Source organism: Arthrobacter sp. 01T428, assembly GCF_056398685.1.
This window is the reverse complement of record NZ_JBFTPW010000008.1, coordinates 139,318-162,184: the sequence shown is the minus strand read 5'-3', so window position 1 is coordinate 162,184 and position 22,867 is coordinate 139,318. Positions and strand designations below refer to the sequence as shown.

The window sequence follows — 22,867 nt, the reverse complement described above, 5'->3', positions numbered from 1 at the left end:
GGTCAGCCCTTGACGTACGGTATGCCGCTCGCCGCCGGCGGCCGGGACCTGCCCACCAATCCAGCGACGGCGAAGACCGTCAAGGCGTAAGGCAACATGGCCATGAACTGGCTCGGCACAGGCGATCCGATGATGGTGATGACGCTCTGCAGGTTGTCCGCGAAGCCGAACAGCAACGCCGCCAGGAAGGCGCCGATCGGGTTCCAGCGCCCGAAGATCAATGCCGCCAACGCGATATACCCACGGCCACCGGACATGTCCTTGCTGAACGCATCCACGGATACGAGCGTGAAGAACGAGCCGCCAATGCCCGCGATCGCACCGCCCATGAGCACGTTCCAGAATCGGGTCCGGTTGACGTTGATGCCCACGGTGTCGGCCGCCTGCGGATGCTCGCCGACGGCCCGCACGCGCAGCCCCCACTTCGTGTGGAAGAGGACGAGGTAAACGACGATCACTGCGATGTACATCAAATAGCCCACGAGGGACTGGTGGAACAGGATGGGGCCGATGATGGGGATATCGGACAGGAAGGGAATGTCCACCGGAGGCAAGCGCCCCGGCTTGTTGAGTCCATCCGGGTCCGCCGTCAGCAGCGTCGAAAAGAGGAAGCTCGTCAGTCCGCTGATGAGGACGTTGAGGACGACGCCCACGATGATCTGGTTGACGAGGTACTTGATGCTGACCACGGCCAGGACCAAGGAGACAAGCGTTCCGGCGACGGCCGCCGCGACCAGCCCGGCGTAGACGTTGTGCGTCACCGTGGCAACGACGGCCGCCGAGAATGCGCCCAGCAGGAGCTGGCCCTCAATGGCAATGTTGACCACGCCGACGCGTTCGCACAGGACGCCGGAAAGGGATCCGAAGACCAGCGGCACAGCCAAGGTGACGGACCCTGCGATCAGTCCGGCGAGGGAGATCGACGGCTCATCGCCATTTCCGCCAGCCACGATCCAGACCATGAACCCGATGAGGAACACGGCGGCAAAGGTGCCGCCCACCCAGCGGGGTACGGCCCTCTTCGCCTGGGTGAGGTACACCGTGTAGCCCGCCAGGCCCAGGAGAATCACGGCGGCGATCCAGCCGATGGCCGCGGAAGAGAGCGTGACCTTTGAAACCTTTGCCACGCCGAGCGCGGCGAGGCCGAGGACCACGACGGCGGCGACGGTGGAGGCGGGCAGCCAACCGGGTACCGTGCCGGAAACTGACGCGCGGCCTGAACCCGACGCGCGGCCTGAACGACGGCGGACGAACCACAGATATCCGAGTCCAGCCGAAAGCAGAAGGGCCAGGACGAACGTGACCAAAGCGGCGACACTTGAGGCCGCTTCATTGGCCGCCTCGGCAATGCCGAAGCCTGCCGATTTCGAATTGGACATGAAACCGAACAGCACGGTTCCCAGGATTGCGAGGAGGGACAATCCGATGCCGGCCTTCCAGCTCACCAGCTCCGTGGCGCCCGTCTTTCCCGGGCTCGCCGGGGCGTTGCCGGCGGGTGTGCCACCGCCGGGCTGAGTTGTTGTGGTGCTCATGCTGTTGCAGCTCCGCTCTCGATTTTTCCGGAGGGGATGGTTCCGGAGCCGGGGCCGCCGGTGGCCTTCTTCTTTTTGCGCGGGTTCAGTCCGAAGATCGCGCGCACCAGCGGCGGTGCCGCAATGAACAGGACGATCAAGGACTGGATGACCAGGACGATGTCGATGGGGGTCTGGGTTTCGGCCTGCATCGCGACGCCTCCTGCGCGGAACGCGCCGAACAGGAGCCCGGCGAAGAAGGTTCCCCACGGCGTCGAACGTCCGAGCAATGCGACCGTAATGGCATCGAAGCCAATGGAAGCCGCGACGCCCCCCGAGAGGTATTTCTCCGTCCCGGATACCTGCGCAATGCCGGCCAGGCCTGCAAGCGCACCCGCAATCGCCATCACCAGGATCACGGCGCGGGGAACGTTGATTCCAGCGGTGCGTGCCGCGCTCTGGTTGGCGCCCACGGCCCGGAATTCAAAGCCGAGCGTGGAGCGCTTCAGGAGCCACCAGACGAAAACCGTTGCCAGCACTGCCAAGAGGAATCCGGCATGGAGCCTGAACTGGGGTCCGAGCAACTCCGGAAACAGTGCCGATTGGTCAAGGAAGGGGGAGATCGGGTTGGTGGAGCCCTTGCGCTGGAAAGCGGGAGTGGTCAGCAGGAACAGGAGCAGGAAGTTCGCGATGTAGTTCAGCATGATGGTCACGATGACCTCATGGGCACCGGTCCGGGCCTTGAGCAGCCCGACGACGCCGCCCCACACCGCGCCGCCGATGAATCCGGCAACGATGACAAGCAACAGGTGAACCAGGAAGGGCAGGTGCCAGGTGAATCCCACGTAGGCGCCGAACAGGGCACCGAAGATGATCTGGCCTTGCGCACCGATATTGAACAGCCCGGCACGGAAGGCCAGGGCCACGCCGAGTCCAGCCAGGATCAGGGGGGTGGACACCGTCAGGGTCTCAGTGATCGGGTACAGCTGGGCAGCGGCGTCGGCCCCGGCCCAGTTGAATATGGCGCCCTGGACCAACGCCACGTAGGGCCTGAAGACCTCGGTAAGCATGTCCCCCGGCTGCGCGAAGAAGTAACCTGCTGTCTCGGCGACTTTGGGGTTGGTCACGGCCATCAGGATTCCGCCGAGCACAATCGCGAGGAGCACGGACAACACCGAGACCATGGCGTTTCCGGTCACGATCTGCCGGAAGACCGAACCACCGGCGGCGTGCGGGATCTGTCCGCCTTGGCTGGTAGCCGGGATGACTGACGGGGCCATTGCGCCGTCGGCCGTGTCCAGCGCGACATCCAGGACGACCTCGTCGTCCAGAGTCTCCGGGCGCTCAGGCTCGGCCTCGTTTTCCTGTCGAGGGGTATTGGACTCAGACATGGGTTCCTCCCTCGAGGGTCTTGTGCGCAGTCAGTTCTGCCTCATGTTCCGGAACGCCGGCCATCATCAAGCCCAGCACATCGCGGGACGTACCGGCCGGAACAATCCCGACCAGCTTTCCCCGGTAGAGGACGGCGATCCTGTCAGCGAGTTCGAGCACTTCATCGAGCTCGGTGGACACGATCATCACGGGAGTTCCGTTGTCCCGTTCGGCAATGACCCGCTTGTGCACGAATTCGATGGAGCCGACGTCGAGCCCTCGGGTGGGCTGCGATGCGATGAAGAGCCTCAACGGCCTGGAAAGCTCCCGGGCCAGAACCACCTTTTGCTGGTTGCCTCCGGAGAGCGTACCCACGGCGACATCGATCGACGGCGTCCGCACATCGAACTCCTCGACCTTCTTCTCCGCGTGCGAAGCAATCAAGGCCGGTTTCATGCCGATGCCTTGGGCGAAAGGCGCCTTGTCGTAAAGGTCCAGGATCATGTTCTCGGAAATGGAGAACGTTCCCACCAGGCCGTCGATCTTGCGGTCCTCAGGGACGAACCCGACGCCGGCGGACAAGACCTGCTTGACGCTCTTGCCGAGAAGTTCGACGCCGTCGAGGACGATGGACCCCGTGACGTGCTGCTGGACGCCGAGGATGGCTTCCGTGAGCTCCGTCTGGCCGTTGCCCTGGACACCGGCGATAGCGAGCACTTCACCCTTGGCGATGTCGAAGCTCAGCCCGTCCACGACGTGCTGGCCATTGTGGTCCACAACCGTAAGGTCCCGGACCTTGAAAGTCGCTTCACCCGGTTGGGCGGGTTTCTTTTCCAGGGTCAGACTGACCGCGCGGCCAACCATCGCCGAGGCGAGTTCCGTAGGGGACGCCGAAGGATCGGCCGAGCCCACCACTTTCCCCCGCCGGATCACCGTGATGATGTCCGAAATTTCCTTGACCTCACGCAATTTGTGCGAAATGAAGACAATTGACTTTCCGGCTGCTTTGAGCTGGCGGATGATGTCCAGGAGCTCATCGGTTTCCTGCGGAGTGAGAACCGCGGTCGGTTCATCGAGAATCAGGACTTCGGCGTCGCGCACGAGTGCCTTGATGATCTCGACCCGCTGCTGGACGCCCACGGGCAGGTCTTCCACGAGGGCATCGGGGTCGACATGGAACCCGTATTGCTTGGAAATCTCGGAGATTCTCCGGCGGGTTTCATCCAAGTTCAGGAAACCGGCTGCCTTGGTGGCTTCGTTTCCCAACGCGACGTTTTCGGCGACGGTGAATACCGGAATCAGCATGAAGTGCTGGTGGACCATTCCGATCCCGGCCGCCATGGCATCGCCGGGACCCTTGAAAACGACCGGCTTGCCGTCAACCAGGATTTCGCCGTCGCTGGGGTCGTAGAGTCCGTAAAGGACATTCATCAGGGTGGATTTACCGGCACCGTTTTCGCCCAGGAGGCAATGGACTTGGCCGGGTTCAACCACCAGATCGATGTGGTCATTGGCTACAAGGGACCCGAAGCGTTTCGTGATCCCTTTCAGTTCGAGTTTCAAAACTCCAACCCATCTATAAAGGATGGCTCCTCGTCATCACCGTGCTCCCAGCATAGTGCTCGGCAAAGGAGTGTCGAAGAGCAAATTGAAGGCAACGCAGAACGCGCTGCCCTTCTGCCAAAACTCGGCTGAAGGGCAGCGCGATGCGGTTTAGCCCGGATTTTTACTTGGGGCTGGACTTCGATTCGACCTTGACTGCGCCGGAGATGATGTCCTTCTTCAACTGGTCAAGATCGCTCTTCATGTCTGCCGGAACAGCGGAGTCGAGATCGTGGAACGGGGCAAGCGCCACGCCCCCGTTGTCGAGGGTGCCGACATACGGGCTGGGGTCGAACTTGCCTTCCTTGTCGGCCTTGATGACCGTCTCCACGGCCGTCGCCATGGTTTTCTGGACCGACGTCAGGATGACCGACTTGTAGGCGGGTGCGGTCAGGTAGCCGTCCGAGTCGACCCAGATCAGCTTTGCGTCCGTGCCCTTTGCCTTGGCGTCAAGGATCGCGCTTCCGGCGCCCGCTCCAACAGGTCCAGCGACGGGAAGGACCACGTCCGCCCCCTGGTCAAGGAATCCCTGGGTGAGGACCTTGCCCTTGTCGACCTGCTTGAAGTCGCCGACGAACGTTCCGTCCTGCTTGTCCTTGTCCCAGCCAAGCAGCTGGACGGACTTGCCCTTCTTCTGGTTGTAGTACTTCACGCCGTCAGAGAAGCCATCCATGAAGATGCTCACGGTGGGGATGTTGAGGCCACCGAAGGTCGCAACCTTGCCCGTTTTGGACGTGCCGGCGGCGAGGTACCCGGCCAGGAACGCGGCCTGGGCGGTGTTATAGACAATCGGCTTGACGTTCTTCGGGAAGGTGGGGTCCGAGTAGTCGATGATGGCGAAGTGGCTGTTGGGGTTCGCCGTCGCGATGTTCTTCGTGGCGTCGCCAAGCAGGAAGCCGACCGTAACCGTCAGCTTGCAGCCTTGTTGGACCATGGAACGAAGGTTGGGGTCGTAGTCCGTGTCGGCCTTGGACTGGACGTGCTTCTCCTGGATGCTCAGGTCCTTGGCTGCTGCCTGAAGGCCCTCGAAGCCTGACTGGTTGAACGACTTGTCATCGAAGCCGCCGGAGTCGGACACCATGCATGCGGTGTAGTCCGACTTGGTGGCGCTGCCCGAGCTCGAAGCAGACGGTGCGCTACCGCAGCCTGCCAGCAAAAGTGCAGCGGCGCCCGCAGTTGCGACGCCCGCAAATGAACCGCGCTTTAGTGTGGCACGCAGTGATTGCTTCAATTTTCCTCCAGGAAGAAAGTGATTGATGCTACGACAGTTGGTCAATGAGTGTCCGTTTCGAAAACTCGAGTCTGAAATTCTGTTTTCACTGATGCTTCGCAGCACTGCGCCTGGGGCGCACTGATGGCACAACTTTAGTGGGATTGAACACACCCGGGTAACACAAAAGCCCAACAACCCGAAGATTGTTGAGCTTTTGTTACCAAGCAGTAGCGGAACTCCCAGCGAACGGTCCTAGGATGCCCGTTCCCAAGCGCGCGAACTGGCAGCAGATGACCCAAAAATCGCGTTTTGCGGGCATCTGCCGCCAGTTCGCGCCGGGAATCCCTCAGTGCAGCCGGACCAGCATCTTGCCGGTATTGGCCCCATCCAGGAGGTCGATGAAGGCCTTCGGCGCGTTTTCCAGTCCGTCAACGATCGTCTCGTCGTAGCGGACCGTTCCATCAGCCAGCCATCCGGCCATCTTCCCGGCGAACTCCGCGGCGTGCTGGCGCTGGCCGCCCACGAGGAAGCCACGCAGGGTCAATTGCTTTCCGATGGCCAAGGCCAGGTTCCGCGGGCCCGGCGTGGGCTCTGTGGAGTTGTACTGCGAAATGGCACCGCACATTGCCACCCGCCCACCCACAGTGAGGACCGCGAGGGCAGCCTCGAGGTGTTCGCCGCCCACGTTGTCGAAGTAGACGTCAATGCCGCGCTCCCCCGCTGCTTCACGCAGTTGCTTCGCCACCGGACCGTCGTGGTAGTCGAACGCCGCGTCGAAGCCGAGTTCCAGCAAACGCGCCACCTTCTCCGGGGAACCGGCGCTGCCGATCACCTTGGAGGCCCCCATGGCCTTGGCGACCTGCCCGACAATCGAACCAACCGCGCCGGCGGCACCGGAAACGAAGACCACGTCCCCGGCTTTGAACTCGGCCACTTTGAGCAGCCCGGCATACGCCGTCAGGCCCGTCATGCCCAGCGCCCCGAGGAACGCCGAGGTCGGCGCCAGTCCGGCCGGGACCGGCGTCGCGCTTGCCGCATCCACCACCGAATATTCGCGCCAGCCGAGCTGGTGCACGACGACGTCACCCACCTTGAGCGCCTCGGAACGGGACGCGATCACCTCGCCCACCGCACCGCCGTCGAGCGCTGCGTCGAGCCGGAAAGGCGCCGAATAGGACTTTGTGTCATTCATGCGGCCGCGCATGTAGGGATCGACCGACATGAACTCGTTGCGGACCAGGATCTGGCCGTCCTGCAGCTCCGGCAGATCGGTCTCTGCCAGCCGGAAGTTCTCCTGGACGGGGCGTCCCTGCGGGCGGGACGCCAGCTGGATTTCGCGGGTGCTCGTGGGAACGGCGGCGCTCATGCGGCCACCTCCACAAGCTTGATGTCGACGGCGATGTTCCCGCGCGTCGCGTTGGAGTAGGGGCAGATCTGGTGGGCCTTGGCCACGAGCTGCTCGGCGGTTTCGCGGTCCAGGGCAGGCAGGGCGATCTCAAGCTCCGCGGCGAGGCCATATCCCTCGCTGCCCCCCAAGGCACCGAAATGGATCTTGGCAGCCACGGCGGAATCAGTCAGATCCACCCGGGCCTTGCGTCCCACCAGCCTGAGTGCCGAGTGGAAGCATGCCGCGTATCCGGCGGCGAAGAGCTGCTCGGGATTAGTGCCCTGGCCGTTTCCGCCCAGTTCCACCGGGCTGGCGAGGGTGACGTCCAGCTTGCCGTCATTGGTGCGTGCGTTGCCTTCGCGGCCTTCACCGGAGGCAAGCGCCTCTGCTACGTACAAAGTCTTCACTGTGGTTCCTTTTCCTTCGATGGGATGGAGGTGCTGGGGTGGACGATCAGATGGCTGAATGGAGGGCGGCGGTAAGCCGGCCCAGGGTGTCGTGAAGCTGCGCGAGCTCGGCTGCGCTCAAGCCGGCGGCGTCGGCGAGCCGCTGCGGAACAGCCCCCGCCCGGGCACTCAGGGCCCGCCCGGCGTCGCTCAGGTGGATCTCGACGCGACGCTCGTCCTCTACTGAACGCCGGCGCTCCACGAGGCCCATGGCTTCAAGCCTCTTGAGCAGCGGAGACAGGGTGCCCGAGTCGAGTCCCAGCTCGGTGCCCAGTTCCCGCACGCTTCGAGGCTCGTTTTCCCAGAGCACCAACATCACGAGGTACTGCGGATACGTCAGTCCAAGCTCGTCCAGCACCGGCCGGTAGACCGCAGTGGCCGCCTTCGAAGCGGAATACAGCGCGAAACAGACCTGGCGGTCGAGGCGGGGGGCTTCACTCATGGGAATAACGATAGCTCACAATTAAATTGTGCACAACTCAATTGCTTCGGGCGACGCCCGCTCACAAACAAGCCGTACCCCGGCAACCCCCGCTCACAAACAAGCCCAAACGAAAGGATCCTCCTGCAGATAATCCGCAGGAGGATCCCCGGCCTTTAGACCAAGAGTGAGCGAGCGTCCGGCCAAAACCCGGCATAAGTGAGCGAGCGTCCGGCCAAAACCCGGCATAAGTGAGCGAGCGTCCGGCCAAAACCCGGCATAAGTGAGCGAGCGTCCGGGGTTCAGAGATCCCGGATGGTTCGCAGCGCGGCGGCGGCAAGGACTTGGATTGCGAAGCCGAGGGCACGCTCGTCCACAATGAAGTCACCGCGGTGGAGATCGTATTCCTCGCCGCCGGGCGTGTGGGTTCCGAGCCGCATCATGGCACCCGGCAGGTCGGCCAGGAACCAGGCGAAGTCCTCGCCACCCATGGACTGCGGTGTCAGGACGACGGCGTGCTCGCCGAGTTCCGCACGGGCAGCGGCCTCGATGATGGCAGTTTCGTGTTCCGAGTTGACCACGGGAGGGACGCCGCGGGTGTGCTCAAGGTGCACGTCCACCCCGTACGGCGCGGCAACCTGCTGGACGACGTCGTCGAGCAACTCCCCTGCGCTGTGCCAGGCGTCCCTGTCGAGGCAACGCATGGTGCCGGCCATGTAGCCGTTGGCGGGGATGGCGTTGGGTGCCGAACCTGCCGCGATCTGGCCCCACACCACCGAAACGCCGCTGCGCACATCGACCCGACGGGACAGGACGGCCGGCACGTTGACGGCGATTTGGGCCAGCGCGAAGACCAGGTCTTCGGTCAAATGCGGACGGGAAGTATGGCCGCCACGTCCCGTCAATTCGATTTTGATGGTGTCCGACGCCGAGGTGATGGCGCCGATGCGCGTGCCGATCTTGCCGACGTTGATACGCGGATCGCAGTGCAGCGCAAGAATACGCGGAACGCCTTGGAGCACGCCCTGCTCGATGCAGGACAACGCACCGCCGGGCATGGTTTCTTCTGCCGGCTGGAAGATGATGCGCACCGTTCCGCCCAAGGGGGATTCCTGGTGCATGGCGTGCAGCACCAGGGCAATGCCAAGCATGCTCGTGGTGTGGACGTCATGCCCGCACGCGTGGGTGACGCCATGGTTCTTCGACGCGAACGGAAGCCCGGTCTCCTCGATGATGGGGAGGGCGTCGATGTCTCCGCGCAGGGCCGTGGCGATGGGCCCGTCGCCGACGTCGACCGTCAGCCCCGAGCCTTCCAGCCGGCGGGGTTCAAGTCCCGCCGCCTCGAGCCGTTCAACCAGCTTGTCCGTAGTGCGAAATTCCTTGAAGGAAAGTTCGGGGTGCGCATGCAGGTCCCTCCGGAATTCAAGGAGTTCCGGCAAGAGATCGTCAAGCCATGGCTTCACCACAGGGGTCGGCTCGGTTTCGGTAGTGAAATTGCGCACCTCACAACTCTAGCCATCCACACCCCCCGAATAGCGAAAGGGGTCTCTTGGTTACGGACAGCGCCGCAAGAGGGCACTATAGAACGTCGGTGTCTCCACTTGCCTTGAGCGCGTCCACCGCACCCTTGACCCGCTGGGCGTGCTCCTTCGTGGTGACAAGCAGCGCGTCCGGCGTATCGACGATCACGACGTCCTTGATCCCGATAAGGGCGATCACACGCTTCGTATCGGAGACAACCACACCGCTGGCGTTCTCCGTGAAGACGCGGGCGCCTTCACCGAGGACCGTCACCTCATCGACGTCGCCGGCATTGTTGAGGCGGCCGATCGCGGCGAAGTCTCCGACGTCGTCCCAGCGGAAAGTACCGGGCACGACGGCGACATCCCCCGCCGCCGCGGCTGGTTCGGCCACGGCGTAGTCAATGGCGATCTTCGGCAGCGTGGGCCACACCCGGGCGGTCACTTCATCGCGTTCCGGCGTGTCCCATGCGTCGGCAATTTCCTGCAGCCCGGCAAACAGGACCGGTTGGTTTGCCTCCAGGTGCTTGAGCATGAGAGCGACGGGCGCGACGAACATGCCGGCATTCCAGACGTAGTCGCCAGTCTCGAGGTACTTCTTGGCAATGTCCTCACTCGGCTTCTCGACGAACTCGACCACGGCGTGCGCATTCGGCGCGTCGTCGATATTGAGCAAGTCCCCGGTGCGGATGTAACCGAACCCGGTCGAGGGGTGCGTGGGCTTGATGCCGATGGTGACGATTTTCCCGGCAGCCGCAGTGTGGATAGCCTCGCGCACAGTTTCCTGGAAAAGGTGGTCCGGGCTGATGACGTGGTCGGCGGCGAAGGAACCCATGATGGTGTCGGGGTCGCGACGGTGCAGGATGGCGGCGGCGAGGCCAATCGCCGCTCCCGAGTCCTTCGGTTCGCTTTCGAGGACCAACTCGTTTTCGCCCACTTCTGGAAGCTGGCGGCAGACGGCAACCCGGTGCGCCACACCCGTAACCACCAGAACGCGGTTGCCGGCCAACGGTTCGAGACGGTCGTACGTAGCCCGCAGGAGGGTGCTGCCCGAACCCGTGAGGTCGTGGAGGAACTTGGGCGCGGCAGCACGCGAAAGCGGCCACAGGCGCGTGCCCACTCCGCCGGCCGGAATAACCGCATGGAAGTGGCGCAATGGCGATTCGAGGCTTGCAGCGTTTTCTATACTCACCGCAACACCTTATCCGACACCCGCTCAAGTCCCGCTTTGTGGTCTTCGTCTCACCATCGTGGCGAAAACGCCGGAATTCAGGCGAAACCCCGCGCTCTCGTTACAAGAAGGGGTGCCTAAATTGAATAAGCTGTGAGCGAAGCCTAGATTTAGGCTGAGCTACGAGTGCTCTCGCAGCTGGCGTTTCCCCCGCATGGATCCCGTGCCGGCGCCGCTGTGTTGCAGGAAGGTTTATTCAGTGCCGACAAAACCAGCTGGCACCTTGTACCGCGGCCGTGAAGGCATGTGGTCCTGGGTTGGACACCGCATTACCGGTGTTGTGATCTTTTTCTTCTTGTTGGTCCATGTGCTGGACACCTCACTGGTGCGTGTGTCCCCGGAGGCCTACACGGCCGTTATCGGCGCCTACAAGAACCCCCTCATGGCCCTGGGCGAAACGGGCCTCGTCGCAGCGATCGTTTTCCACGCCTTCAATGGCCTACGCGTTATCGCCATTGACTTCTGGAAGAAGGGCGCGAAATACCAGCGCCAGATGCTGTGGACCGTCCTGGTATTGTGGCTGGTCACCTTCGGGGCCTTCGCCATCCGCCACCTGTCCCTCGCACTGGGAGGCCACTAAGCCATGAGTACTGACATTCAAAGCCCGCGCAGTGGAAAAATCGGCAGCGGGAAGATTGCTCCGCAGTACCGTCGCGGCACCGGTTCCAAGGGGAACTTCGAGATGCTCGCGTGGCTGTTCATGCGGCTCTCCGGCGTCGTGCTCGTGGTTCTGATCTTCGGCCACCTTTTCGTGAACCTCATGGTGGGCGAAGGCATCCACGGCATCGACTTCGGCTTCGTTGCCGGCAAGTGGGCCGACCCGTTCTGGCAGTTCTGGGACCTGGCCATGCTGTGGCTCGCCATGCTGCACGGCACCAACGGCGTCCGCACCATCATCAACGACTACGCCGAGAAGGACGCCACGCGCCTTTGGCTCAAGGTAGTCCTTTACGCGGCCACGGTCGTCATCGTCGTTCTTGGCACACTGGTGATCTTCACATTCAACCCGTGCCCCGTCCTCAACGGCGTTCAGCTGCCCGGCGGGTTCTGCCCGGCGCCGTAGCGCTCCGCTGCACCACCGGCTTGTCCGGCTGTGCACAACACGCGGAGCAGGCTCCGCCGACCATCTGACTTAGAGAGAAAGAGCATCTGGTATGCAGGTCCATAAGTACGACGTCGTTATTGTCGGTGCCGGCGGCGCCGGCATGCGCGCCGCGATCGAATCCGGTCAGCGCGCACGCACCGCAGTACTGACCAAGCTCTACCCCACCCGTTCCCACACCGGCGCAGCCCAGGGCGGCATGTGTGCAGCCCTGGCCAACGTCGAAGAGGACAACTGGGAGTGGCACACGTTCGACACCATCAAGGGTGGCGACTACCTGGTTGACCAGGACGCAGCCGAGGTCATGGCGAAGGAAGCCATCGACGCCGTGCTGGACCTGGAGAAGATGGGCTTGCCGTTCAACCGCACGCCCGAAGGCCGCATTGACCAGCGCCGTTTCGGTGGCCACACCCGTGACCACGGCAAGGCTCCGGTCCGCCGCGCCTGCTATGCAGCAGACCGCACGGGCCACATGATCCTGCAGACGCTGTACCAAAACTGCGTCAAGCACAACGTCGAGTTCTACAACGAGTACTACGTCCTGGACCTGCTGACCGTCGAGGAAGACGCCGTCCGCGAAGACGGGACGCGGTACAAGCAGAAGCGCGTTGCCGGCGTCGTGTCCTACGACCTCGCCTCCGGCGAATTGCACGTTTTCCAGGCCAAGTCCGTGGTGTTCGCCTCGGGCGGCGCGGGCAAGGTTTTCAAGACCACCTCCAACGCCCACACCCTGACCGGTGACGGCATGGGAATCGCGTTCCGCCGCGGAATCCCGCTGGAGGACATGGAGTTCTTCCAGTTCCACCCGACCGGTCTTGCCGGCTTGGGCATCCTCCTCTCGGAAGCTGCCCGCGGCGAAGGCGCGATCCTGCGTAACTCCGAGGGTGAGCGTTTCATGGAACGCTACGCTCCCACCATCAAGGACCTCGCTCCCCGCGACATCGTGGCCCGCTCCATGGCAAACGAAGTGCGTGAAGGACGCGGCTGCGGCCCGAACAAGGACTACGTGCTCCTGGACCTGACCCACCTCGAGCCGGCCCACATCGACGCGAAGCTCCCGGACATCACCGAATTCGCCCGCACCTACCTCGGTGTCGAGCCGTACACCGAGCCGGTTCCCGTGTTCCCGACGGCGCACTACGCCATGGGCGGCATCCCCACGAACATCACCACCGAGGTCCTGCAGGACAACGACACGATCGTTCCGGGCCTGTACGCAGCCGGCGAAGTGGCTTGTGTTTCCGTGCACGGCTCCAACCGCCTGGGTACCAACTCCCTGCTGGACATCAACGTCTTTGGCAAGCGTGCGGGCATTGCTGCGGCCGAATACGCCAAGACCGCTGACTTCGTGGAGCTCCCGGAAGACCCGGAGGCATACACGCTGGATCTGCTGAACCACGTCCGCACTTCCGACGGCGGCGAGAGGGTTGCCGCGATCCGCAAGGAACTGCAGGACACCATGGACGCCAACATGCAGGTGTTCCGTACGGCGGACACCCTGAACCAGGTGCTCAAGGACATCGCGGCCCTCGAAGAGCGGTACCAGCGCATCAGCGTCCAGGACAAGGGAAAGCGCTTCAACCTTGACCTGCTCGAAGCGGTGGAACTGGGTTTCCTGCTGGAACTGGCCAAGGTCATGACAGTTGCTGCCCTGCACCGCGAGGAGTCCCGTGGAGGCCACTTCCGGGAGGACTTCCCGGAGCGCGACGACGAGAAATTCATGAAGCACTCCATGGCATATAAAGATGAGCACGCTCCGGCGGACGGATCTGCGGAAGCAATCGCGGGCATCCGACTCGGCACCAAGCCTGTTGTCTTTACGCGCTACGAGCCGATGGTGAGGAAGTACTAAGATGTCTGCTGAACTTGCTGAGCCAGCATCCAAGATCGAGCTGCCCGCGCACATTGGTGGAGGCGGGGAAATTCCCACCTTCAACATCACACTGCGGGTGCGACGCTACAACCCCGAGGTCTCGGAAGAGGCCGCATGGGAAGACCACCAGCTGACGATGTACGGCACCGACCGCGTGCTGGACGCCCTGCACAAGATCAAGTGGGAAATCGACGGCTCGCTGTCGTTCCGCCGTTCCTGTGCCCACGGCGTTTGCGGTTCCGACGCCATGCGCATCAACGGCCGCAACCGCCTCGCGTGCAAGACCCTGCTGAAGGACCTGGACACCTCCAAGCCCATCACCGTTGAACCGATCAAGGGCCTCCCGGTGGAGAAGGACCTGATCGTGGACATGGAGCCGTTCTTCCAGTCCTTCCGCGAAGTCATGCCGTTCCTGATCAACAAGGGCCACGAGCCCACCAAGGAACGCTTGCAGTCGGTCGAGGACCGTGAACGGTTCGACGACACCACCAAGTGCATCCTGTGCGCCGCCTGCACGTCGTCCTGCCCCGTGTTCTGGACGGACGGCCAGTACTTCGGCCCGGCCGCCATCGTGAACGCACACCGCTTCATCTTCGATTCCCGCGACGATGCCGGTGACATGCGCTTGGAGATCCTCAACGACAAGGAAGGCGTGTGGCGCTGCCGCACCACCTTCAACTGCTCGGAAGCTTGCCCGCGTGGCATCCAGGTGACCCAGGCCATCGCCGAGGTCAAGCAGGCCATCCTGGCACGCAAGATCTAGTCCAAAATTCAGAATACGACGACGACGGCGTCCCCTTGGCGGGGTCCGCCGTCGTCGCTGTTTAAGACTTCCTCGCAAAACGAAAGGCGGACAGGTGTCCAAATCCATGAAGATCAGCTTCGAAGGCAGCACCGGAGATCTCCTGGCAGGGATCGTGGATGTTCCTGAGGGTCCGGTCCGGGGCTGGGGTGTGTTCTCCCATGGTTTGACCCTCGGCAAGGACAGCCCGTCAGCATCGCGTATCTGCAAGGGTTTGGCGGATCTCGGCGTCGGCATGCTTCGCTTCGACAACCTTGGACTGGGCGACTCCGCCGGCGATTGGTCCGCTGGATCGTTCAGTGTGAAGGTGGCTGACACCATCCGCGCCGCCGGGTTCATGCGCGCCGAAGGCAAGGAAATCTCCCTGCTTGTTGGCCACTCCTTCGGAGGGGCGGCCGTGTTGGCTGCCGCCCTCAGCCTCCCCGAGGTACGTGCCGTTGCCACGGTCGGCGCCCCGTTCCAGCCCAGGCACGTGGAGCACATGTTCGACGCCGAAGTCAGCACGATCCTCAGCGAAGGCAGCGCCGAGGTCAACCTGGGCGGCAGGCGCATGGAGGTCCGCCGGCACTTTGTGGAGGATGTCGAGAAGGCCGACCTCAGGGACTGCATCCGTACCCTGCACAGGCCCCTCATGGTGCTGCACTCCCCCACGGACAACACCGTGGGCATCGACAACGCCAGCGAGATCTTCCAGACTGCACGGCACCCTCGGAGCTTCATTTCGCTCGAAGGCAGTGACCACCTGTTGACGGGCAAAGGACAAGCTGCCCGGGTTGCAGGGATCATCTCCGCCTGGGCCGGGCAGTACCTCGGCGACTAGCGCGGGCCCCAGCCCAACTGACTAGCAATTGTTGTCGTTATGAGGGCTCAAAACGACAACAACTGCTAGCTAGTTGGGGCGCTGGCTCCCTCAGGAGTCCTTTGCGTGGAACGTGCGGGGCGAAGGGTGCCGCGATCCGAGGGCCGGCTTGGGGTGCCCGTGGGCGCTGGTGTCCGCTTCCCTGACGGCCGCCCACGCCCCGGAGACCAAGTAGACCTGGCTGACCAGGTTGAACCAGATGAGAAGCCCGATGATGATGGCAAATGAGGCCAGAATGGGATTCCGTCCGGCATTCGCCAGCAACTCCGTGCTGAAGATCTGGAGGATGGTGGTTCCGATGCCGGCCAGCACCGTTCCTTCCACGAAGGCTTGCCGGCGAAGCTTCAAGCGGCCTGCGAAGCGGAACATGATCACCGCCGTCGCCCAGTTGAGGACCAGGGGTACGGCCGTGCGAACGAGCCAGGTGACCGGGCCAGCGACGGCGTCGGCCAAACCGAGCCGCTCGATGATCCATCCGGCTGCTGTCCCGAACACGAGCGAAACACCGGCGCTGACCACCAAGGCTGCGCCGAGCATCAGGAGGGTACCGGCGTCGCGGGCCTTCATCAGCAGAGGGTTTTCTTGCACGGGCTCCAGACCGCACACCCCGCGGAGACCCTCCCGGATCCCCGCGATCCAGCCGAGAGCAGTAAAGACCGTGACGACGGCGGCTATGACGGCCGTCCAGCCAAGGCCTGTGGGATTCAGGAGATCATGCGGATCCACCAGGCCGTTGCCCCCGCTGGTTTTCAGGAGTCCCGGGGCCGCTGTGGCGACGCTCGAGACGATTGAATCAACTAGTTGGGGTTGCCCGTTGAGGACCAAGCCGGTCACGGCGAATCCCGTGGCCAGCAGGCCTGTGATGGAGAAGAACATGGTGAAGCCTATGCCGGCGCTCAACAACGGACCGTGGCGCAGGTTGTAGAGGTTGAAGGCGCGCATCGGCCGGAAGTTGCCGAGCCGGGCGAGGGCCAGGTTGATGAACGCCGGTATGGTGGCGCCTCTGTTGCCCGAGCGCCGGGCTTTACCCCATTCGACCTGACGATGGATGAGCTGCAGCTTCAGCTGCGCCCCTTCAGTCGGCAGCGGTGGCTTCTCCGCCTGCTGCCGGTCGTTGCGCTGTGCTTTTCCGTGATTGGTCTGCGTCGCCGCCAAAGTCGAGCTCTTCCCGTAGCTGCCAAATGCCGTTGTCGTCGTGCTCGTAAAGTCCCATGCTAACCACAGGGAAGGTGGCGCTGTAGTTCTTGAGCACCGTTTCGGCCTCGTCAAGACTCTCGGGAGCGACGTCGTGCGCTACCGTCACGTGCGGGTGGTAGGGGAAGGGAAGATCGCGTTCCAGGGGGCCGGTCTGTAGTTGTTCGTGCAGGCCTACGCACTCCTCGAAACCGTCTGCGACCTTCAGGAACACCACCGGGGATACCGGCCGGAAGGAGCCCGTGCCGGAAATCGTGATCCTGAATGGTGCCTGGCGCCGCGCGACGTCGCGGACATGCTCAAGGGTTGCTTCCCAGTCCTGGGCAGGGGTAGTGGTCACGAGGGTGATGTGGGCCGGGATCACTTCCGCCATCGGATCGCCAAAGGATGCTCGCCATTGCTGCAGTTCCTGGGCGACTTCCCGGGGGAAACCCAGAATGACCCCTACGCACAGGTTGTCCCCGCACGCGCTGGCAGACTGGTGTGCGCCCGTGCCCGGGCGGGCATCAGTGTCCCGGCCGGCTCCCCGTGAACGGGAGCCGACCTGGACGCTGAGCTTGCCAGCCGCGCACATGGCTTTAGCGGATTCCTTGTGCTCCGCCGTACGGCAGGAAGCCCACCTTGGCGTAGACGTCGGCGAGCGTGGCCGAGGCGATCTCGCGGGCTTTGTCCGCTCCGTGAGCCAGGAGCCGGTCGAGTTCTGCCGGATCGGCGAGCAACTCGTTGGCGCGGTCCCGGATCGGCCCGAGGTGGGCCGCAACGAGTTCAGCGAGGTCGACCTTCAGGTGGCCGTACATCTTGCCTTCATAGTCCGCGACGATTTTCTCCACCGTCTGGCCGCTGATGGACGAGTAGATGCTCAGCAGGTTGGATACTCCGGGCTTCGCTTCGCGATCGAAGCGGATTTCCGTGCCGTTATCCGTGACTGCCGACTTGATGCGTTTGGCCGTGACCTTCGGGTCATCGAGCAGGTTGATCAGGCCGGCCGGCGACTCCGCGGACTTGGACATCTTGGCCGTGGGGTTCTGGAGATCGTAGATCTTGGCCGTTTCCTTCTGGATAAAGGCCTGCGGCACCTGGAATGTCTCGCCGTAGCGGCTGTTGAAGCGCTGGGCGAGGTCGCGGCTGAGCTCAATGTGCTGCCGCTGGTCTTCACCTACGGGCACCCCGTGTGGCTGGTATAGCAGGATGTCGGCCGCCTGCAGGATCGGGTAGGTGAAGAGCCCGACGCTCGCGTGGTCGGAGCCGTGCTGCAACGACTTGTCCTTGAACTGGATCATGCGCGATGCTTCGCCGAAGCCCGTGATACAGCCCAGGACCCACGCCAGCTGGGCGTGTTCAGGCACCTGGGACTGGACGAACAGGGTGCACTTGTTGACGTCTACACCGCCGGCGATGTACTGCGCAGCGGTGACGCGCGTACGGCGGGCCAGCTCGGATGGATCCTGCGGCACCGTAATGGCATGCAGGTCCGGGATGAAGAAGATGGCGTCGTACTCGTCCTGCATGCGGACCCAGTTGACCAGGGCACCGAGGTAGTTGCCCAGGTGGAGGGAGTCAGCAGAGGGCTGCATGCCGGACAGCACGCGGTGCTTCGCCCCGGCGGCCAGTTTGGTTGATGTTGCCTTGGCTGCGGCTGCAGCGGGTTCAGTCGTGGTGGAACTGGTCATGAGGAAACTTTCGAAAGCCTAGAGCTGGTAGTCGACTACCAGCGGTGCGTGGTCGGAGAAACGGGTGTCCCATGACGGCGCCCGGTCGACGACGGCCGAAAGTGCGGCTGCCGCGAGTCCGGGAGTGGCCATGTGGTAGTCGATGCGCCAGCCTGTGTCAGTGTCAAAGGCCTTACCGCGCTGAGACCACCAGGTGTAGGGGCCATCGACATTTCCTGCCAGGCCCCTGTGGACATCCCTCCATCCGATCTCGTCGCCGAAGAAGCGGTCGAAGTACGCGCGCTCCTCAGGAAGGAAACCGGCACGCTTGGTGTTGCCCTTCCAATTCTTGATGTCCAGCTCCGTATGGCCCACGTTCAGGTCGCCGACCACCAAGGCATGCTCGCTGTGCTTGGCAAGTTCCGGAAGCCTCGTGGTCATGATGTCCAGGAAGCGGTACTTGTCCACCTGCTTGGGTGTGTCCACTTCGCCGGAGTGCACATAGGCGCTGACGACCGTCAGGGTAGTGTCCTTGCCGCCGCCGTCCCGAACGACGTAGTCGGCCTCGACCCAGCGCCCAGTCGTGGCGAAGTAGTCGTCGCCGATACCCACGCGGGTGGCGACGGGTTCCTGCCGGGAGGCAATCGCAACGCCGGCGCGGCCCTTTGCCTCGGCTTCGGCGTGCAGGATGTACCAGCCTTCGCCGATGAGCTGGTGGACCACCTCATCGGGCGCGCGGACTTCCTGCAGACACAGGATGTCGACGTCGCGCGGTTCCAGCCACTCCGCCATGCCCTTCTTGTAGGCGGCGCGAATGCCGTTGACGTTGACCGTTGCGATGCGAAGGAAGTCCTTCTTCAATGCCGAGCTCACCCCGTCCACTCTAGTCGATGATGGTGCCCGAGACCGGCTCGTCGCCGCCGCCGGATGACTTGATCATGTCCCGGGCATTGCTTGACGTGATGGCGATGGTTTCCAAGGCGCGGTTGATCGTGTCCTGATCGGCGGCGTCGCCCTTGGCGCGTTCGTCCTCCACCACGCGGACCTGCACCTGGACAATCTTGAAAGAGTGGTCCAGTTTGAGGTCCCGCATTTCGTCAGCTTCGCTCCGTTCCGAGACCACCCGTGTGCCACCGTGGTCGGCGCTCGACGACGACGGCGCCCGGCCGGTTGCCGCGTTGAAGGCGTTCTGGGCCTCGGTGAGTTTTTCACCGGCCCTCCTGGCGGCCTTCTGGATGCTGAAGACCACGAAAGCGGCGAGCGCGAGCCAGCCAAAGGAGACAACCGCAACGATCCAACCGACGACGTCGTTGTGGTTGGCGGCGAAGATCACGGCCACCAGGAAAGCGATGAGCACCACGGTCATGCCCAGTCCACCGATGCGGAAGCCTTTGAAAGGGCTCCTGGCGGAAGCGGACGAGGGAACAGATGACGGGGAGTCGCCGAGGGATCGCATGCACCCATTGTCGCAAACTCCGCGCGGCGAACCGCCCGCTTCCACCCCCGGCGAACAGCCCGCGCCGCTATTTCAGGAAGAGCTTGCGCAACCTTCCGGTAGTGAGCGTGATGCCGAGTCCGATCATCACGAGGTAGTAGGCGATATGGACTGCCGTGGCCGGGCTGAAGGAGCCGATGCTGATCTGCCGCAGGAGTTCCACCCCATGCCAGAGGGGCATTGCTTGGATGAGCCACTGGATGTATTGCGGATAGACGCTCAGCGGGTAGAAGGTAGCGCTGAAAAGGAACATGGGCAGCATGAAGAAGTTGATCCAGTCCATCTGCTGGAACGTCTTCATGAAGCTGGTGATGCCCATGCCGAAACTCGCAAAGCCGAAAGCGATCAGCACTGAGGCGGGGATGACGAGGACGGCCCATGGCGTGGTGATGAGGCCCATGACGGCCATGACGGCCGTGAACCCCGTGGCATACAGGAGTCCGCGCAGCAGGGCCAGGAAGATCTCCCCGATGGCTACATCCAACGGCCCGAGGGAGGTGTAGAGCATTCCCTGGTACAGCTTGGCGAAGTTCATCTTGAAGAAGACGTTCCAGGTGGAGTCGTAGACGGCGCCGTTCATGGCGGACACGGCAAGGAGCGCGGGCGCGATGTAGGCCGCATAACTGATTTCCTGGCCGCCCGGTCCCGCCACGGTACCCACAATTGGGCCGAGTCCCACGCCCATGGAAATCAGGTAAAGCACCGGCTCGAAGAATCCGGATACCAGGATCAACCACGTGCTGCTTTTCGCTGCCATGAGGCCCCGGGACACAACAGCAAGCGCGTTGCGGGAGTACAGCGGGCCGAAGGTACGTTCACGGGCGGCGTCGGTGGCGCTGTGGCCTCCGGTAAGAACGCTCATGCTCCCATCCTCCTGACGAACTGGCGCCGTGTCAGCGTCCAGCCTGCGGCGGCGGAGCCCACAAGGAACAGGACGTGGGCCAGGGTCAACAAGGGATTCTCCTCGAGTCCATAGGTGAAGACGCGGCCGAGCTGAGTGCCGTGCCAGACCGGGGAGATCCAACCGATCCAGCGCACTCCAAGCGGCAGCGAATCCAGCGGGAAGAAGGTGCCCGAAAACAGGAACAGCGGCACCACGATGAAGCGCTGCACCAGCGCGAACTGGCCGGAGTCTTTGGTGATGGTCGAGGCATAGGCCATGAGCGGCAGCCCGAAGGACAGTCCGGCCACCGTGGCAACTATCGCCGACACCCAACCCCACGGACTCGGCGAGGCACCGAACATGGCCACGATGGCGAAGTACACCACCGATTGCACCAGGAACTTCAAGGCACTCGCCATGATGTGGCCCGCGGCGATCTGCTGCGGTACCAGCGGGGAGGCGTGCGGGCCATAGAACACGCGGCGCCACTTGAAGCCGTCCATGATCGGGTAGGAAAAGTCTCCCGACGCCGTCATGACCGCGGATGAGACCAACAATGCCGGCGCGATGAAGGTCAAATAGTTCACTCCACCGAACACCGCTGCGCTGTTCGCATCCACGAGGCTCGCCAGCCCGACTCCCATGGCGAACAGGTAGGCCACCGGCTGCCCCACGCTGTACAGGAACACGGACCAGCCGTAGCCACGCATCACTCGGAGGACCTGCTCGGCGTAGAAGAAAGATCCCCAGCGCTTCGCCCGGCTGGCTGAGACGGCAGGCGAGTGGGCGCTAGTCAACGAGGCTCCGTCCGGTCAGCCGGAGGAAGACGTCCTCCAGCGAAGAACGCCGCACCAGCGACGTCAGGGGACGGAGCCGGCGTGCGGAGACTTGCTCCAGGGCCGATTCGCCGTCGTTCGCGTAGATGAGCACCCGGTCCGGGAGCGTCTCGACGCGTTCGCCGATGCCCGCGAGTTCGGCGCCGATAGTGGCGTTGCGTTCCGAACCGAAGCGCAGTTCCAGCACCTCGCGCGTGGAATATTCGCGGATCAGGCTGGCAGGCGAACCTTCGGCCATGATCCGGCCCTTGTCCACCACGATCAGCCGGTCGCAAAGCTGTTCGGCCTCGTCCATGTAGTGCGTAGTGAGGATCAGCGTGACACCTTGCTCCTTGAGCCTGAACAGCCGGTCCCAAAGGATGTGGCGCGCCTGCGGGTCCAGTCCCGTAGTGGGCTCGTCCAGGAGCAGGATCTTCGGCTCGTTGATCAGCGAGCGGGCAATCGTGAGGCGCCGTTTCATGCCGCCCGACAGGGCATCGACCCTCGACTTGGCCTTGTCCGTCAGCTGGGCGAACTCGAGCAGTTCATCAGCCTTGGGGCGCAAGTAGCTCAAGGGCAAGCCGAAGTAGCGACCATAGACAATCAGGTTTTCGCGGACCTTCAGTTCCTCGTCCAGGTTGTCCTGTTGCGGTACCACTCCGAGGTGCGCGCGGACTTCCGGCCCGTGGGTTTCCGGGTCCAGGCCCATGATGCTGAGCTTCCCGGACGTTCGCTGGGAGACTCCGCCGATCATTTTCATGGTGGTCGATTTGCCGGCACCGTTGGGGCCAAGCAGGCCAAAGGACTCCCCTGCCGGGACCTCGAACGAGATTCCGTCGACGGCGATGAGCTCGCCGTAGCTCTTGGTGAGGTTTTCGGCGGTGATGACTGCGGGTGGGTTCATCTGGAAGCTGGCTGACGTGGAGGAAGATCGGGTGGCTTCATTGTGCACCCCAGCAGACTAGTAGAGCCAAGGAATACGTGAAAGAGGTATTCCGCAATTTTCTGGACTAACCTGCTGGACCCTTCGTGACATTCTGCTGGATCATTCCGCACCTCAGGCCCTGGAACCGCGTGGTTCCAGGGCCTGAGGGTTTATCCAGACGAATGATCCAGCAGAATCCGCCGGTTCATCACTTCGTGGGATGTGCCCGCAGCACTTCCAGGCGTTGGCGGTACTCGGTCTCATCGATTTCGCCCCGCGCGTAGCGCTCCCTCAGCACGCTTTCGGCGCCCTGTGTTGCTGCCCAGTAGTGGTTCCGGCGCCACATCCGGCGGCCGAAAAAGATGAAGAATCCGATCACGAGGAACCAAAACAGCGGGATCAGGAGGAAAAACGGCCAGAAGACGAATCCGTCCCCCGGTCCATGGACGACGACGTCGGCGGGCAGCTGCGCGGCCGCGGCGCCGATGGTGGTGCTCAGTGATGTCAACATGTCCAGTCCAAACTCTCAACAGGCCGTATCTCGGCTCTGTTTCCAGTCTTGTTTTTG

At 63.2% G+C, this 22,867-nt stretch carries 23 protein-coding genes; 5 read left to right on the top strand and 18 right to left on the bottom strand.

What is annotated here, in order from left to right; translation table 11 throughout:
* Positions 1-2: 2 nt before the first annotated feature.
* The 9 genes from AC1DJB_RS11505 to AC1DJB_RS11465 all read right to left on the bottom strand — a co-directional run bounded on the left by AC1DJB_RS11505 (position 3) and on the right by AC1DJB_RS11465 (position 10,663).
* The gene (locus AC1DJB_RS11505) at positions 3-1,532 is read right to left on the bottom strand and encodes an ABC transporter permease (protein ID WP_476910267.1); all 1,530 of its coding nucleotides are present in this window, start codon (positions 1,530-1,532) and stop codon (positions 3-5) included.
* Complete coding sequence (locus AC1DJB_RS11500; RefSeq protein ID WP_059387983.1) at positions 1,529-2,902, bottom strand: ABC transporter permease; 1,374 nt, start codon at positions 2,900-2,902, stop codon at positions 1,529-1,531. Before AC1DJB_RS11500 ends, AC1DJB_RS11505 begins: the two co-directional genes overlap by 4 nt.
* Positions 2,895-4,445 carry an ABC transporter ATP-binding protein gene (locus tag AC1DJB_RS11495; protein ID WP_284990383.1) on the bottom strand — a complete coding sequence of 517 codons (1,551 nt, stop codon included), beginning with the start codon at positions 4,443-4,445 and terminating at the stop codon, positions 2,895-2,897. Before AC1DJB_RS11495 ends, AC1DJB_RS11500 begins: the two co-directional genes overlap by 8 nt.
* 163 nt (positions 4,446-4,608) lie before the next feature.
* Positions 4,609-5,715 (bottom strand): BMP family lipoprotein, encoded by a 1,107-nt coding sequence (locus tag AC1DJB_RS11490; RefSeq protein WP_172465512.1) that lies wholly within the window; start codon positions 5,713-5,715, stop codon positions 4,609-4,611.
* 328 nt (positions 5,716-6,043) lie between these two features.
* On the bottom strand, positions 6,044-7,063 hold the full coding sequence (locus tag AC1DJB_RS11485; protein WP_284992003.1) for an NADP-dependent oxidoreductase: 1,020 nt from the start codon (positions 7,061-7,063) through the stop codon (positions 6,044-6,046).
* Positions 7,060-7,491, bottom strand: a complete 432-nt coding sequence (locus tag AC1DJB_RS11480; protein ID WP_476910266.1) for an organic hydroperoxide resistance protein — start codon at positions 7,489-7,491, stop codon at positions 7,060-7,062. Before AC1DJB_RS11480 ends, AC1DJB_RS11485 begins: the two co-directional genes overlap by 4 nt.
* Positions 7,492-7,537: 46 nt before the next feature.
* Positions 7,538-7,972, bottom strand: a complete 435-nt coding sequence (locus AC1DJB_RS11475; RefSeq protein WP_284992005.1) for a MarR family winged helix-turn-helix transcriptional regulator — start codon at positions 7,970-7,972, stop codon at positions 7,538-7,540.
* Positions 7,973-8,253: 281 nt separating this feature from the next.
* Positions 8,254-9,453 (bottom strand): amidohydrolase, encoded by a 1,200-nt coding sequence (locus AC1DJB_RS11470; protein WP_059387988.1) that lies wholly within the window; start codon positions 9,451-9,453, stop codon positions 8,254-8,256.
* 76 nt (positions 9,454-9,529) lie between these two features.
* Positions 9,530-10,663 carry a mannose-1-phosphate guanylyltransferase gene (locus AC1DJB_RS11465; RefSeq protein ID WP_059387989.1) on the bottom strand — a complete coding sequence of 378 codons (1,134 nt, stop codon included), beginning with the start codon at positions 10,661-10,663 and terminating at the stop codon, positions 9,530-9,532.
* 238 nt (positions 10,664-10,901) lie between these two features.
* Here AC1DJB_RS11465 and sdhC point away from each other — a divergent pair, with 238 nt between their 5' ends.
* The 5 genes from sdhC (at position 10,902) to AC1DJB_RS11440 (ending at position 15,299) form a co-directional block, all read left to right on the top strand.
* Positions 10,902-11,282, top strand: coding sequence for a succinate dehydrogenase, cytochrome b556 subunit (sdhC, locus tag AC1DJB_RS11460; protein WP_084784381.1), 381 nt, complete (start codon positions 10,902-10,904; stop codon positions 11,280-11,282).
* A gap of 3 nt (positions 11,283-11,285) precedes the next feature.
* Positions 11,286-11,765, top strand: coding sequence for a succinate dehydrogenase hydrophobic membrane anchor subunit (locus tag AC1DJB_RS11455; RefSeq protein ID WP_441437665.1), 480 nt, complete (start codon positions 11,286-11,288; stop codon positions 11,763-11,765).
* A gap of 91 nt (positions 11,766-11,856) precedes the next feature.
* Positions 11,857-13,656 carry a succinate dehydrogenase flavoprotein subunit gene (gene sdhA / locus AC1DJB_RS11450; RefSeq protein ID WP_476910265.1) on the top strand — a complete coding sequence of 600 codons (1,800 nt, stop codon included), beginning with the start codon at positions 11,857-11,859 and terminating at the stop codon, positions 13,654-13,656.
* Position 13,657: 1 nt separating this feature from the next.
* Entirely contained in the window at positions 13,658-14,440 is a 783-nt protein-coding gene (locus tag AC1DJB_RS11445; RefSeq protein ID WP_059387992.1) for a succinate dehydrogenase iron-sulfur subunit, read from the top strand.
* A gap of 94 nt (positions 14,441-14,534) precedes the next feature.
* The gene (locus AC1DJB_RS11440; RefSeq protein WP_284992006.1) at positions 14,535-15,299 is read left to right on the top strand and encodes an alpha/beta hydrolase family protein; all 765 of its coding nucleotides are present in this window, start codon (positions 14,535-14,537) and stop codon (positions 15,297-15,299) included.
* A 90-nt stretch (positions 15,300-15,389) separates the two neighbouring features.
* Here AC1DJB_RS11440 and AC1DJB_RS11435 read toward each other — a convergent pair whose 3' ends face one another.
* The 9 genes from AC1DJB_RS11435 to AC1DJB_RS11395 all read right to left on the bottom strand — a co-directional run bounded on the left by AC1DJB_RS11435 (position 15,390) and on the right by AC1DJB_RS11395 (position 22,810).
* The gene (locus AC1DJB_RS11435) at positions 15,390-16,493 is read right to left on the bottom strand and encodes a YihY/virulence factor BrkB family protein (RefSeq protein WP_476910264.1); all 1,104 of its coding nucleotides are present in this window, start codon (positions 16,491-16,493) and stop codon (positions 15,390-15,392) included.
* Complete coding sequence (locus AC1DJB_RS11430) at positions 16,414-17,106, bottom strand: 2'-5' RNA ligase family protein (RefSeq protein ID WP_306964662.1); 693 nt, start codon at positions 17,104-17,106, stop codon at positions 16,414-16,416. The genes AC1DJB_RS11435 and AC1DJB_RS11430 overlap by 80 nt, the downstream gene beginning before the upstream one ends.
* Positions 17,107-17,110: 4 nt before the next feature.
* Entirely contained in the window at positions 17,111-18,202 is a 1,092-nt protein-coding gene (gene trpS / locus AC1DJB_RS11425; RefSeq protein ID WP_332601545.1) for a tryptophan--tRNA ligase, read from the bottom strand.
* Between the two features lie 18 nt (positions 18,203-18,220).
* Positions 18,221-19,054 carry an exodeoxyribonuclease III gene (locus AC1DJB_RS11420; RefSeq protein WP_059388003.1) on the bottom strand — a complete coding sequence of 278 codons (834 nt, stop codon included), beginning with the start codon at positions 19,052-19,054 and terminating at the stop codon, positions 18,221-18,223.
* A gap of 10 nt (positions 19,055-19,064) precedes the next feature.
* On the bottom strand, positions 19,065-19,637 hold the full coding sequence (locus AC1DJB_RS11415; protein WP_307052678.1) for a hypothetical protein: 573 nt from the start codon (positions 19,635-19,637) through the stop codon (positions 19,065-19,067).
* Between the two features lie 67 nt (positions 19,638-19,704).
* Positions 19,705-20,538: an ABC transporter permease gene (locus AC1DJB_RS11410; RefSeq protein WP_307052679.1), complete on the bottom strand. Its 834-nt coding sequence runs from the start codon at positions 20,536-20,538 to the stop codon at positions 19,705-19,707.
* The gene (locus AC1DJB_RS11405; protein ID WP_307052680.1) at positions 20,535-21,356 is read right to left on the bottom strand and encodes an ABC transporter permease; all 822 of its coding nucleotides are present in this window, start codon (positions 21,354-21,356) and stop codon (positions 20,535-20,537) included. The genes AC1DJB_RS11410 and AC1DJB_RS11405 overlap by 4 nt, the downstream gene beginning before the upstream one ends.
* Positions 21,349-22,278, bottom strand: a complete 930-nt coding sequence (locus tag AC1DJB_RS11400; RefSeq protein ID WP_059388000.1) for an ABC transporter ATP-binding protein — start codon at positions 22,276-22,278, stop codon at positions 21,349-21,351. The genes AC1DJB_RS11405 and AC1DJB_RS11400 overlap by 8 nt, the downstream gene beginning before the upstream one ends.
* Before the next feature lie 229 nt (positions 22,279-22,507).
* Positions 22,508-22,810, bottom strand: coding sequence for an SHOCT domain-containing protein (locus tag AC1DJB_RS11395; protein ID WP_332601548.1), 303 nt, complete (start codon positions 22,808-22,810; stop codon positions 22,508-22,510).
* Positions 22,811-22,867 lie beyond the last annotated feature (57 nt).

Excerpts from the sequence above, each read along its gene's own strand:
- AC1DJB_RS11445 (WP_059387992.1), top strand. The coding sequence starts at position 13,658 with ATGTCTGCTGAACTTGCTGAGCCAGCATCCAAGATCGAGCTGCCCGCG.
- AC1DJB_RS11415 (WP_307052678.1), bottom strand. The coding sequence starts at position 19,637 with ATGCGATCCCTCGGCGACTCCCCGTCATCTGTTCCCTCGTCCGCTTCC.
- AC1DJB_RS11475 (WP_284992005.1), bottom strand. The coding sequence starts at position 7,972 with ATGAGTGAAGCCCCCCGCCTCGACCGCCAGGTCTGTTTCGCGCTGTAT.
- trpS (WP_332601545.1), bottom strand. The coding sequence starts at position 18,202 with ATGACCAGTTCCACCACGACTGAACCCGCTGCAGCCGCAGCCAAGGCA.
- AC1DJB_RS11410 (WP_307052679.1), bottom strand. The coding sequence starts at position 20,538 with ATGAGCGTTCTTACCGGAGGCCACAGCGCCACCGACGCCGCCCGTGAA.
- AC1DJB_RS11400 (WP_059388000.1), bottom strand. The coding sequence starts at position 22,278 with ATGAACCCACCCGCAGTCATCACCGCCGAAAACCTCACCAAGAGCTAC.
- AC1DJB_RS11505 (WP_476910267.1), bottom strand. The coding sequence starts at position 1,532 with ATGAGCACCACAACAACTCAGCCCGGCGGTGGCACACCCGCCGGCAAC.
- AC1DJB_RS11455 (WP_441437665.1), top strand. The coding sequence starts at position 11,286 with ATGAGTACTGACATTCAAAGCCCGCGCAGTGGAAAAATCGGCAGCGGG.
- AC1DJB_RS11430 (WP_306964662.1), bottom strand. The coding sequence starts at position 17,106 with ATGTGCGCGGCTGGCAAGCTCAGCGTCCAGGTCGGCTCCCGTTCACGG.
- sdhA (WP_476910265.1), top strand. The coding sequence starts at position 11,857 with ATGCAGGTCCATAAGTACGACGTCGTTATTGTCGGTGCCGGCGGCGCC.
- AC1DJB_RS11395 (WP_332601548.1), bottom strand. The coding sequence starts at position 22,810 with ATGTTGACATCACTGAGCACCACCATCGGCGCCGCGGCCGCGCAGCTG.
- AC1DJB_RS11500 (WP_059387983.1), bottom strand. The coding sequence starts at position 2,902 with ATGTCTGAGTCCAATACCCCTCGACAGGAAAACGAGGCCGAGCCTGAG.
- AC1DJB_RS11485 (WP_284992003.1), bottom strand. The coding sequence starts at position 7,063 with ATGAGCGCCGCCGTTCCCACGAGCACCCGCGAAATCCAGCTGGCGTCC.